The organism is Methylobacterium sp. A54F (assembly GCF_053346035.1).
Map to the genome: position 1 here is coordinate 1 of NZ_JBKFBF010000029.1, position 11,447 is coordinate 11,447.

At 72.6% G+C, this 11,447-nt stretch carries 11 protein-coding genes and 1 pseudogene; 5 read left to right on the forward strand and 7 right to left on the reverse strand.

The genetic code is table 11. The annotated features are described in order from the left end of the window. From ACLBXP_RS24975 to ACLBXP_RS24985, 3 genes and pseudogenes are all read right to left on the reverse strand, one after another. A pseudogene (locus tag ACLBXP_RS24975) lies at positions 1–205 on the reverse strand (polysaccharide biosynthesis/export family protein); the annotation flags it as partial. A gap of 233 nt (positions 206–438) precedes the next feature. After that, on the reverse strand, positions 439–1,917 hold the full coding sequence (locus ACLBXP_RS24980) for an LTA synthase family protein (protein WP_447670539.1): 1,479 nt from the start codon (positions 1,915–1,917) through the stop codon (positions 439–441). Between the two features lie 13 nt (positions 1,918–1,930). Further along, complete coding sequence (locus ACLBXP_RS24985) at positions 1,931–3,436, reverse strand: capsular polysaccharide export protein, LipB/KpsS family (RefSeq protein WP_447670541.1); 1,506 nt, start codon at positions 3,434–3,436, stop codon at positions 1,931–1,933. Positions 3,437–3,792: 356 nt separating this feature from the next. Here ACLBXP_RS24985 and ACLBXP_RS24990 point away from each other — a divergent pair, with 356 nt between their 5' ends. From ACLBXP_RS24990 to ACLBXP_RS25005, 4 genes are all read left to right on the forward strand, one after another. Further along, positions 3,793–5,100 carry a capsule biosynthesis protein gene (locus ACLBXP_RS24990; RefSeq protein ID WP_447670542.1) on the forward strand — a complete coding sequence of 436 codons (1,308 nt, stop codon included), beginning with the start codon at positions 3,793–3,795 and terminating at the stop codon, positions 5,098–5,100. Positions 5,101–5,183: 83 nt separating this feature from the next. Next, the gene (locus tag ACLBXP_RS24995; RefSeq protein WP_447670543.1) at positions 5,184–5,951 is read left to right on the forward strand and encodes an SDR family NAD(P)-dependent oxidoreductase; all 768 of its coding nucleotides are present in this window, start codon (positions 5,184–5,186) and stop codon (positions 5,949–5,951) included. A gap of 1 nt (position 5,952) precedes the next feature. Next, positions 5,953–6,804: a formyltransferase family protein gene (locus ACLBXP_RS25000; RefSeq protein WP_447670544.1), complete on the forward strand. Its 852-nt coding sequence runs from the start codon at positions 5,953–5,955 to the stop codon at positions 6,802–6,804. An 81-nt stretch (positions 6,805–6,885) separates the two neighbouring features. Then, entirely contained in the window at positions 6,886–7,470 is a 585-nt protein-coding gene (locus ACLBXP_RS25005; RefSeq protein ID WP_447670545.1) for a Uma2 family endonuclease, read from the forward strand. Positions 7,471–7,525: 55 nt separating this feature from the next. Here the strand turns inward: ACLBXP_RS25005 and ettA are convergent, their stop codons facing one another. The 4 genes from ettA to ACLBXP_RS25025 all read right to left on the reverse strand — a co-directional run bounded on the left by ettA (position 7,526) and on the right by ACLBXP_RS25025 (position 10,791). Next, positions 7,526–9,178, reverse strand: coding sequence for an energy-dependent translational throttle protein EttA (gene ettA / locus ACLBXP_RS25010; protein WP_447670546.1), 1,653 nt, complete (start codon positions 9,176–9,178; stop codon positions 7,526–7,528). A 163-nt stretch (positions 9,179–9,341) separates the two neighbouring features. Further along, complete coding sequence (locus ACLBXP_RS25015; RefSeq protein ID WP_447670547.1) at positions 9,342–9,614, reverse strand: hypothetical protein; 273 nt, start codon at positions 9,612–9,614, stop codon at positions 9,342–9,344. Between the two features lie 11 nt (positions 9,615–9,625). Beyond that, positions 9,626–10,534: a DNA/RNA non-specific endonuclease gene (locus ACLBXP_RS25020; protein WP_447670548.1), complete on the reverse strand. Its 909-nt coding sequence runs from the start codon at positions 10,532–10,534 to the stop codon at positions 9,626–9,628. Next, positions 10,525–10,791, reverse strand: a complete 267-nt coding sequence (locus ACLBXP_RS25025) for a hypothetical protein (RefSeq protein ID WP_447670549.1) — start codon at positions 10,789–10,791, stop codon at positions 10,525–10,527. Before ACLBXP_RS25025 ends, ACLBXP_RS25020 begins: the two co-directional genes overlap by 10 nt. A gap of 313 nt (positions 10,792–11,104) precedes the next feature. On the opposite strand from ACLBXP_RS25025, the gene ACLBXP_RS25030 reads away from it, so the two are divergent. After that, on the forward strand, positions 11,105–11,447 hold a 343-nt coding region (locus ACLBXP_RS25030; RefSeq protein ID WP_447670550.1), incomplete at its 3' end, for a 1-deoxy-D-xylulose-5-phosphate synthase N-terminal domain-containing protein.

The window sequence follows — 11,447 nt, forward strand, 5'->3', positions numbered from 1 at the left end:
CCTCGACGGTGGCCGCGTTGATGTCCACGATCTCGTAGCGCGCCAGCACCCCCTCCGACGTCGCCACCGCAGCCCCGGCCTCGACCGCGCGCGCCGTCGGACCCGAGGCCGGCAGCACCGAGCAGCCGCCGAGGAGGCTCGTCCCCGCGAGGCTCGTCCCGGCGAGGCAGCCGATCAGCGCCCTCAGCGCCGTGTTACGCAGCATACGCTTGTCTCCATCCGGACCGGGTCCGGCGTGCGACCCCGACCTTGCGGGCGGGATGACACGGAATTGTTTCGCGACGGTCACCGCGGCGGATCGGGATCGATCGCGGCGTCCGTCTTCTGCGGCCGCACCGGCGACCGGGGAGTCTTGGACGGTTCCGTTAACGGACGATTAAACGTGGCCGTGGCCGGCTCCGAGCCATTCAACCCTAATGCGTCACCACCGTGGCACGGTCACGCTTGGTTCGCGCCTGCCGCGATTCGTGCGGCCACCGTGTCCCGGAGGTGACGGCCGAGGGCGTCGGCGCTGAGATCGATCCGCTGCGGGTCCCCCCCGTCCTGCCCGAAGCGGAAGATCGCGTAGTCGGTGCTGGTCTGGCCGAAGCCGGGGCGGCAGCTCGGCAGCGAGGGCGCGTGGTCGCCGAAGACGCAGAGCGTCGCCCGCATTCCGGACAGTCCGGCCACCAGCTCCTCCAGCATCCGCCCGGTGTTGGCGACGTGGTGGAGGTACTGCGCGAGGGGATCGTCGAGGCCCGGGAGCCGGCCCGGCTTCCAGGGGCCGTGGTTCTCCATCGTCACCGAGAACAGGAACAGCGGACCCTGCCGCGCTTCGACCTCGGCGAGGATGCGCCGGCCGAGGGCGACGTCCCCTACGTAGGGGCCGACCCGCTCGGCTCCCGCGAAGGCGTCGCCCATCACGAGGCGGCCGAAGCCGAACCGGCGCATCACCGCCGCGCGCTGGAAGAAGTCGGGGTGGAAAGGGTGGACGAACAGGGTCTCGTAGCCGGCCCGGGCTGCCCGGCGCGCGAGACTCGTCGGCTCGTCGCCGCCCGCGGCGAGGTAGGGGTCGTAGACGCCGAACCCAAGGTTGTCCGGCGCGAGGCCGGTGAGCACCGCGTGCTCGGTGCGCATGGTGTAGGCCCCGTGGGCCGGGACGCGCAGGCGTCCGTACTGGGCGGACCGTGTCCGGATGGTGTCCATCGCTGGAAGGGCCTGTCCACCGAGACGCTCGGGATCCACGAAGGACTCGAGCTGGATCACCACCACCACCGGGTCGCCGGGCGCGCTGGCGGTCGCCTCGGGCGTGGACGGGGCGCGGGGGGACTCGCCGCGCCGGCGCAGCGCGTAGGCGATCAGCGTCGCCGGGAGGCCGACCCGGGCGATGTCGGCATCGGCCGCCGGTGCCGGGAAGGCGCGCGCCAGCAGAGCCGCCAGCGGCGCGCGGCCGGCCGCCAGGGCCAGGCCGGCGAGCGCGGCCGGCAGGGCCAGCACCGCGAGGACGGCGAGACCGGGCCCGGGGGGCAGCCGCGCCGGCTCGAGCCAGTACCAGAGCGCCGTCAGGGCGATCGTGGCCAGCGCCGGCAGGGCGACCCGGGGGTCGCTCACCGGGGGGACGTAGTAGAGCTGCGGGTGGCGCGGCACCTGCGGCAGCAGGGCGAAGTCGCTGAACACCAGGGGCTCGCCGATCACCGAGCGCTTGAGGCGGCTGACGAGGTGCAGGCTCGCGACCGTGGTGACGCAGGAGAACGCCGCGAGCCAGGGGCGCCACGAGAAGCAGAACCAGAACAGCATCACGAGGGCGTAGCCCGCGAGGCGCAAGGCCAGGTCGGCGGGGCGCAGGCTCGGGCGGCCGGGCGTCGCGGCGGAGGAGAGGAACTCGATGGCGGTCGCGGCCGCGAGGGCGAGGCCGAGGGCGAGCAGGAAGACGGTCACCGCAGGGATCCGCTCACTCGCCGTTCCCCCCGCCTCTCCCCTTGCCGCCCGCTACGCCGCGGCGGGCGCGGAGCAGCCGCACGACGGGGTTTGAGACGGCGTAGCGCAGCCGCATGCCGAGATGGGCGGCGCGGCTGAGCGACAGGGCGTTGCGGGGCGCGGCCGCGCGGGCCTCGCACAGCCGGTCGAGGAGCTGCTCGGGCGCGCAGGGCTTCATCGCCACGGGATCGAGGTAGCGCGGGTAGAGGATCAGTGCGCCGGCCACGAGCCCGTCGAGGGAGAGGCTGCGGCCCCGGTCGAAGCCGGGGGCGAGGTCCTCGGTCAGGCCCCAGCCGGCATAGAACGGGCGCCCGTGCACGGCGACGCTGAGGCCGCGGATCAGCGCCTCGAAGCCCGCGAGCGAAGTCATGGTCTCGATGTGGTGAACGCGATCGAGCAGGTCGACGATGCCGATGCCGCCGACGATCCGGTCGGCCAGGGCCAGGGCCTCGCCCTCTGGGATCCGGCCCGGGCGGAACCCGGCCTCGACGTCGGGATGCGGCTTGTAGAGGAGGAACGCGTCCGGGTTGCGGGCGCGGGCCGCCCGGAGCAGGTCGCGGTTCGAGCGCACGAGCGGGGAGCCGTGCAGCACCGAGGCGTCGTCCTCCACCTGCCCCGGCACCAGCACGATGCGGCGGTCGGCGGGCCAGTCGGCCGGCGTCTCGCTCAGCCCGACATTGTACTTGCTGAGCCGGCGCGCCACGATCGCCGTGCGCAGGGCCGCCGCCCGTTCGAGGAGTTCGTCCGGGAACTCGGTCTCGGCGAGGAGCCGCGCGAGGCGGCTCTCGCGGCGGGGGTCGTAGTAGATGCCGAGGTCGTCCACGACGATCGAGGCGCCGGGCTGCAGGCTGGCGCCGAGGCCGACCGAGCGCAGGAACCCGTCCTCGACCCGCGCGAGCGGCAGGCCGGCCTCCGCGCAGGCGCGCTCCAGGTGCTCCGGTGCCCGCGTCGCCCAGGCCAGGACCCGTGCGCCCTCGCGCCGCCCCGCCGCCACGGCCTCCTCGGCCCGCATGGTGTGGATCGGCCGCCCGCGCGGGCCGAGGCCGAACACGTCGAGGGCGGGCCGCTTCCAGGCCGACATGCCGACGTAGACGACCCGCCGGTCATTCTCGGCGAAGCGCGCGCCGAGCCAGGCGACCCGCGCGCGGCACGCCTCCAGCCCGATCGGCTCGCGGGTCCAGGGATCGAATGTGTGGATGCCGGGCTCGAAGGGCGCGTCCGCCAGGCGGATGCGCAGGCTCGACAGCCCGGTGGCCGGCGAATCGTAAGGGCTGACGAGCGGGCCCGGCTCGACCACCAGGACGGATCGGCCCGCGCGGCGGAGCACCCGGCCGAGGGGCCCGTCGCCCCAGACCACGGCGGCCGCGCCCGGCGCCAGCGGCGAGCCGAAGGCCGAGCCGGTGGCGGCCTCGATCTGCGACCGGAGCAGCCGGACCGCGCGGCCGGTGGCGAACAGCGTCTGGGGGATGCTGGGCGTCATGCTCGCTCGTCTGCGGCGGGGGCCGTCCCGCCCGCCCATGGATTGCTCGGCGGGGTATCGCACCCGCGAAGCAGGCTCATTAGAGGATTTTTCACGCACCGGGGACCCAATGCGGTGCGGTGCCGGCGCGGACGTGCCGAGGCCGGGGGTGCGGCAAGCTTGACACACCCTCGCCGCGATTGGCGCCTAACTGCCGTTCGGTGTTCCGGCCGCCCCGGCGTTGCGGGAACGTCACGCGTCGAGCAAATCGTTCGCGGCCCGTCCGCGTCGCCGCGCCGGTGCGCTAGGATCACCGGATCGGTGGTCTCCACAGCTTGGGCCCCGGCTCTCCGGGGAAGGACGAAAAGCGCCTCAGAATGCTGCAGCCCCGCCCAGACCATCTGCAGGACCGCCCCGCGACCTTCCTGTTCCTCCAGGGAATCGCCTCGCCGTTCTTCTCGGATCTCGGGCGCGCTCTGCGCAGGCGGGGACACGGCGTCCGCCGCATCAACTTCTGCTCCGGCGACTGGCTGTTCTGGCGCGGCGCCTCCGACAATTACCGCGGCCCCCGAGAGGGCTGGCAGGCCTACCTGAGCGCCTACGTCGCCCAGCACGCGGTGACCGACATCGTGCTGTTCGGGGATTGCCGCCCCTACCACGTCGTCGCCCGCGAGGTGGCCAAGCTGCACGGCCTGCGCGTGCACGTGTTCGAGGAGGGCTACATCCGCCCGAACTGGATCACCTGCGAGCTCGGCGGGGTGAACGGCTTCTCCAGCCTGCCCAAGACCGCGGACGCGGTGCGGGCGCTGGCCCGCCGCCTGCCGCAGCCCGGCCACGCCCTGCCCTCCTCGGGCGACATGGCCCGGCGCAGCATCTGGGACGTGTCCTACAACATCGCCAATATCGGGTTCCCCTACCTCTATCCCTCCTTCCGCAGCCACCGGCCGACCCACATCGCCGCCGAGTACGCGGGCTGGATCCGCAAGTTCCTGCGCCGGGGGCGCACCCGCCGCGAGGCGCAGTCCTGCAACGAGATCTACACCGCGGTCGGCGTCGACTACTTCCTGCTGCCGCTCCAGCTCGACAGCGACTACCAGATCCGGGTCCACTCGCCCTTCCTCGGGGTCGAGGGCTTCATGGACCGGGTGATCAAGTCCTTCGCCGACACCTCGGCGGCGCCGACCCGGCTGCTCGTGAAACTCCACCCCCTCGACAGCGGCCTGATGAACTGGCGCAAGTTCGCCCGCGCCTCGGCCCGCCGCCACGGCGTCAGCGACCGGCTCGACTTCATCGACGGCGGCGACCTGCCGAGCCTGATCGCGGGGGCGCGGGGCGTCGTGCTCATCAACAGCACGGTGGGCATGCTCTCGCTGGAGATGGGCCGGCCGACCCTCGCCATGGGCACGGCGATCTACAACATGCCGGGTCTCACCCATCAGGGTGGCCTCGATACCTTCTGGACCGCGCCCGTCGCTCCCGATTCGGACCTGATGCGGGATTTCCGTCGGGTCGTGCTGCACCGGACGCAGGTCAACGGCGGCTTCTTCTCCCGCCAGGCCATCGAGCGCGCCGTCGCCGCCACGGTGCCGAAGCTCGAGGCGACGCTGCCCGACGCCGTGGTCGCTGCCGCGCAGGCGGCCCGCGAGGGCACGGAGGGCGACGGACACCTGGCCGCCGTCTACTGAACGGGGCGCCCGGCGCCGTGGCCGCGTGATCGAACCGGCGAAGCGGATTCCCCTTCCACGCCGCATGCGCTAGCAGGCGGACCATGCCCGTCATCCTGATCACCGGCGCGTCGAGCGGCATCGGCGCCGCGCTCAGCCGCCGCTACGCCGCCCCCGGCACCACCCTCCTGCTCGTCGCCCGCGACCCTGGCCGCCTCGATGCCGTGGCCGAGACCTGCCGCGCCAGGGGCGCCGCGGTGGAGACCGAGCGACTCGACGTGCGCGACCGGGACCGCGTTCGGGCCTTCCTCGCGGCGGCCCATGCCCGCCACCCCCTCGATCTCGTGATCGTCAATGCGGCCATCAACGGCGGGCACCCGTCCGGCGACGTCGAGACCGAGGAAGTCGCCTTCGAGACGGCCGACATCAACCTCGGGGGGGCGCTCAACGTGATGCTGCCCTGCGTGAGCCTGATGCTCGCCCGGGGCTCGGGCCAGATCGCCCTGCTCTCGTCGCTCGCCGCCTTCGCGCCCCTGCCCGACGCGCCGGCCTACAGCGGCGCCAAGGCGGCGCTCGTCGCCCACGGCCTCGCACTGCGCGAGAAGGTCCGGGAGCGGGGTGTGAAGATCAACGTGGTCACGCCCGGCTACGTGAAGACGCCCATGGGCGGCGACTACAAGGGCTGGCGCCCCCTGGAGATGACCGCCGACGAGGCCGCCGAGCGGATCGCCCGGGGCCTCGCGCGCGACCAGGACCTCGTCGCCTTCCCGCTGATCCTTGCGATCCTCGCCCGGGGCGCGGGGTTGCTTCCGGAGCGCCTGCGCCGCCTCGGCATGCACGGCTTCCGCTTCCAGATCCGGAAGCGCCGCTGAGATGGCGCGGGCGCGGATCGCCCTGTTCGTGCTCGAGGCGCTGCCGAACGCCCGCACGGTGCGCCGCTTCGTGGCGGACCACGCCGCCGACATCGCCCTCGTCGGCCTCTCGAACGCCGAGCGGCCCGCGGCCGGCGGCCTCATCGCGCAGGTGCGCCGCCACCTCGCCCGGTCCGGCCCGGCCTTCCTGCCCTATCTCGGGGTGAATTTCGGCCTGCCGGACCTTCTGCGCCCCCTGGCGCCCCTGACCCAGAGGCTCGCCGGCGTCGCCGACAGCCCGGAGGCGACGCCGCTCCGGACGCTCTGCGGCCAACTCGGCATCCCGGTGCTCAAGGTCGACGACGTGAACGGGCCGGAGGTGGCGGACGCCCTGCGGCGCCACGCGCCGGACCTCATCCTGACCTACCACTTCGACCAGATCCTCTCGGCCGGGACCATCGCGGCGGCGCGCCTCGGCGGCGTCAACGGACACCCGGGGCTGCTGCCCCGCCACCGCGGGCCGGTGCCGACGATCCACGCCCTGGCCGAGGGCGGAGGGGCCTTCGGCATAACCCTGCACCGCCTCGCGCCGGCGATCGATGCCGGCGCGATCCTGGCGCAGGACGCGGTGGCGCTGCCTGCGGACGTCACCGCGAGCCGCGCGAGCCTGCTCCTCCACGCCCACGGCCGCGGGATGCTCGACGCGCTGCTGGACGGCGTTGCGCAGAGCGGTGCCCTGCCGGAGGGACGGACCGTCCCGGTGCTGCCCTACTGCCCCTTCCCCGATCCGGGCATGCTCCGGGCGATGCGCCGTCGTGGGCAAAAGCTCACGGACGGTCGCGACCTGCGCGAGGCCCTGCGGCTGAGCGCGTAGGGAGTGAAGCCCAGGTCGGCGAAACCCTGGCGCGTTCGGACGCGGCCGCTAGGATGGCGGACCGGTGATCGGAGAATCGCGATGCCGAGCCCCGCCGCTGCCCCGCCCCCCATGACGCTCGACATCTTCCTGGCCTTCCTCACCGAGCGGCCGAACGGTGAGCGTTGGGAACTCGATGCCGGACGTCCCGTGATGAACGCGCAGCCGACCCGCCGGCACGACTGGATCCAGACCAACATCCTGCTCGCGTTGCGGGCGCGGTGGCGGGTCCTGCGCCCGGCCTGGCGTCCCTCGGGCCCGAGCCAGGTGCCGGTGCCGGGCGCCGACCGCACGGTGGCGCCGGACGTGCTCGTGGCGCCGGAAGCGCGTGACGACTCCTCGGTGACCGCCGATCCGATCGCCGTGTTCGAGATCCTCTCGAAGAGCGACACGCCCCGCCGGCAGGCCGCCAAGCGGAACGCCTACGAGGCCGTCCCCTCGATCCGGCACTACGTCCTCGTCCGCCAGGACCGCCGCGAGGTCCGAGCCTTCGGCCGGAACGCGGACGGGCGTCTCGTCCCGGAACCGGTCGACCCGGATCAGGGCGTGCGGCTGACGGCGCTTGCCGTGACGCTGACGCTCGCGGAAATCTACGACGAGACGCCGCTGGCCCAGGACGAGGCTTGAGCCGACGTGAACGTGGACGCCCTGCCCGGCCTGCAGCCGGACAGGGCACCGAAGGTCAGCGCGAGAACTTCTTGTACTTGAGCTTCTTCGGGATCAGCGACTCGGTACCGAGCCGGCGGCGCTTGTCCGCCTCGTAGTCCGAGAAGTTGCCCTCGAACCACTCCACGTGGCTGTCGCCCTCGAAGGCGAGGATGTGGGTCGCGATGCGGTTCAGGAACCAGCGATCGTGGCTGATGATGACGGCGCAGCCGGCGTAATCCTCCAGCGCGTCCTCGAGGGCCCGCAGGGTCTCCATGTCGAGGTCGTTGGTGGGCTCGTCGAGGAGGAGCACGTTGGCGCCGCCCTTCAGCGTGCGGGCGAGGTGGACCCGGTTGCGCTCGCCGCCCGAGAGCGTCCCGACCTTCTTCTGCTGGTCGCCGCCCTTGAAGGCGAAGGCCGCGCAATAGGCGCGGGAATTGATCTCGCGCTTGTTGAAATAGATGATGTCGTTGCCGCCCGAGACCTCCTGCCAGACCGTGGCGTTCGGATCGAGGGCGTCGCGCGACTGGTCGACGTAGCCGAGATGCACGGTCTCGCCGACCTCGATGCGGCCGCCGTCCGGCTTCTCCTGCCCGGTGATCATCTTGAACAGCGTCGTCTTGCCGGCGCCGTTCGGGCCGATCACCCCGACGATGCCGCCCGGCGGCAGCTTGAAGGACAGGTCCTCGATCAGCAGCCGGTCGCCGAACGCCTTGCTGAGGTGATCGAACTCGATGACGTTGTTGCCGAGCCGCTCGTCGATCGGGATGACGATCTGCGCGGCGGCGTCGACCTTGCTGTTCTGCTTGGCCACGAGCTCGTCGTAGCGCGTGATGCGGGCCTTCGACTTCGACTGCCGGGCCTTCGGCGAGGCGGCGATCCACTCCTGCTCGCGGGCGATGGAGCGCTGGCGGGCCATGTCCTCGCGGCCCTCCTGCTCCAGGCGCTTCTGCTTCTGCACGAGCCAGGCCGAGTAGTTGCCCTCGTAGGGAATGCCCCGGCTGCGGTCGAGCTCCAGGATCCAGCCCGTGACGTTGTCGAGGAAGTAGCGGTCGTGGGTCACGATCAGGATCGCGCCCGGATACTGGCGGAGATGCCCTTCCAGCCAGTTCACCGTCTCGGCGTCGAGGTGGTTGGTGGGCTCGTCGAGGAGGAGCAGCTCCGGCTCCCACAGGAGGAGGCGGCAGAGGGCCACGCGGCGGCGCTCGCCGCCCGAGAGGGTGGCGACGGGCTGCTCGTCGCCGGGGCAGCCGAGGGCCTCCATGGCCTGATCGACCTTCGAGTCGAGCTCCCAGAGGTTCTGGGCCTCGATCTGGTCCTGGAGCGCGGTCATCTCGTCCGCCGTCTCCTCGGAGTAGTTCATGGCGAGCTCGTTGTAGCGGTCGAGCAGGGCCTGCTTCTCGGCTACGCCCTCCATGATGTTCTCGCGGACGCTCTTGTCCGGGTCGAGCTGCGGCTCCTGCGGCAGGTAGCCGACGCGGGCGCCCTGGGCGACGAAGCCCTCGCCGGTCCAGTCGTTGTCGATGCCGGCCATGATCTTCAGGAGCGTCGACTTGCCGGAGCCGTTGATGCCGAGGACGCCGATCTTGGCGTCGGGGTAGAACGACAGGTTGACGTTATCCAGGACCTTCTTGCCGCCCTGGTAGCTCTTGGTCAGACCACGCATGTGGTAGATGAATTCGCGGGCCATCGCGGGTTCCTCAGGTGTCCGTGTCAGCCGGCGCGGGCGCCCGCGGCGCGCGGGTCAGCGCGGCGCTCCCCTCGGGGTCGCGGCGCGGCCGTGTCGGTTATGGTGATCCCCTCCGAGTACCAGGGTGGCCCGGAGGGGGCAAGGATCGCGCGCGGGAGCCCCCTCAGGCGAACGGGTTCGCCTTGGGCGTCGTCGCCTCGGGCTCCTCCGCCACGGCCTCCGGCAGGTCGGCCCGCTCGAGAGCCCGCACGATCGCGTCGAGGGTCGCCTTCAGCGCCCGGGCCCGGGCAAGGCCCTCGCGGTCGCGGGTCAGGTCGAGGCTGCCGTGGAGCGCGATGCGGGCCTGACCGTTCTCCACCGACAGGCCGCCGAGGGTCTGCACGGCGGCATCATCCGCGAAGGGGGCGAAGGCGGGCTTGCGCGTGCGTGCGGCCATGGTCTCACCCTTCAGAAGATCGTGCGGATCGCCTCGCGCACCGCCTGACGCAGCGCTCGCAAGAGCGTGTGGACGAGCCAGTCGCCCCAGCCTTGCTCGCGCCGGGCCTCCCGGCCGCCGGACTCCTTGCCGGCCTCGTCGCGGGAGAACTCCCGCGGCTCCGGCAGGTCGAGGGGGCGGGCCGACGGGGCGAGGCCCGGAAAGACGTCGATGCCGGCGGCCGTCTGCAGGTCCTGCAGGGAGACCGCCCGCCAGTCCCCGCCCGCGCGGTTCGGCGCCAGGTAGGCCGCAGCCTCGCCGCGGGCCGGGTCGTAGACCGCCTTGAACAGGTCGGTGGGCACCAGCACCCGGTCCCGGATCGCCTCCACCCGGTCGCCGGAGAAGATCACCCCGGTGACCACGTAGAGCTCGCCGCGCTCGCGGGCGAGGCGCCGGACGCTCTCCTCGATGGCGGCCCAGAGGCTGCGGTTGAGGGCGCGGTTCTGCGGCACGATGTTGGCGAGGCTGAAGGACTGGGCCTGCGCCTCCGCGCTCGGCATGTCGCCCGCCGGAGCGAGGTGCCCGCGGTCGAAGCCGCTGCGCGCGTAATCCTCCAGGGTCGATCGCGCGGTGGGTGGCAGCCGGTCCTCGTCGTGGAAGGCGTCGACCCGGTCCACCCGGCGCGCCGCCGCGACGCTCGCGCGGGTGAGGTGCTCGGCGGCGTAGAGCGGGCCGCGCGTCAGGCCGGAATGGAGCACCGCGAAGGCCTCGAAGCAGAGAGGCACCGTGTCGGCCGCGAGCTTCTGATTGGTGAGAGCCGGGGCGCGGCCCTCCGCGAACAGGGCCGGGCAGGCGTCCGTGGCCGCCTGTGCGGGCGCCGGTGGCGCGAGTGCGACGGCCAGCCCGAACAGGACCGCGCGCACGCACCGCGTCAGTAGCACGCCCGGACCCTGCGGGTGCCGGAGGGGGTCGGTCGGTAGCGCCACCCACAGGGCCGCCCGAGGCTGCCCTCGAAGGGGCGCACGTCCCGGTCCGGCGCGCCCGGCGTGGCCTGCGGGATGCAGCCGAGCACGCGGTCACACGGAATCGTGAACAGGATGACGGGGTCGCCCGGAGCAGCGCGGGCCGGTCCGCCGAGGAGGCTCGCTGCGAGGAGGGTGAGCGCCGCGGCGAGCGCTGGGATTGGAATGCGGGCCACGCTGCATCTCATGTGGCGGAAAGGGCTCGTATGCAAAAAATTACCCGCCGAACATTGCTGGCTGCAGGATCGTTCCGTACCTGACGGGAGATGGATCGCCGGGCCGACCTCCTCGACTGCTGGCTGCCCGCCCGGGCTATCGGAGCCTCGGGCCGCCCTCACCTGACCGACGTGCGAGGCCTGCGGGCTAGCGCCGAGGCCCGGCGTGGCCAGATCAGGCGAAATCGGTATATAGGTCCGGAAAATTTCGTCGAGCGCTCAAGCGCGGCGGCGCCGTGGCCGGGCATGACCCGGTCCGCGCCGGACCGAATCGATGAGACGAACGAGCGGGTGTAAGTCATTGTCAGATCGTGAGAGCAAGTCGCGGGACGAGATCCTCGCGCGGGTGAACGAGCCTTCGGACCTTCGCCGCCTGGGCGAGGGCGAGCTGCAGGCGGTGGCGGACGCGGTGCGCGCCGAGATGATCGACGCCGTCTCGGTCACCGGCGGACACCTCGGCTCCGGCCTCGGCGTGGTCGAGCTCACCGTCGCCCTCCACCACGTCTTCGACACCCCCGACGACCGCATCGTCTGGGACGTCGGACACCAGTGCTACCCCCACAAGATCCTCACAGGCCGCCGCGACCGCATCCGCACCCTGCGCCAGGGCGGCGGCC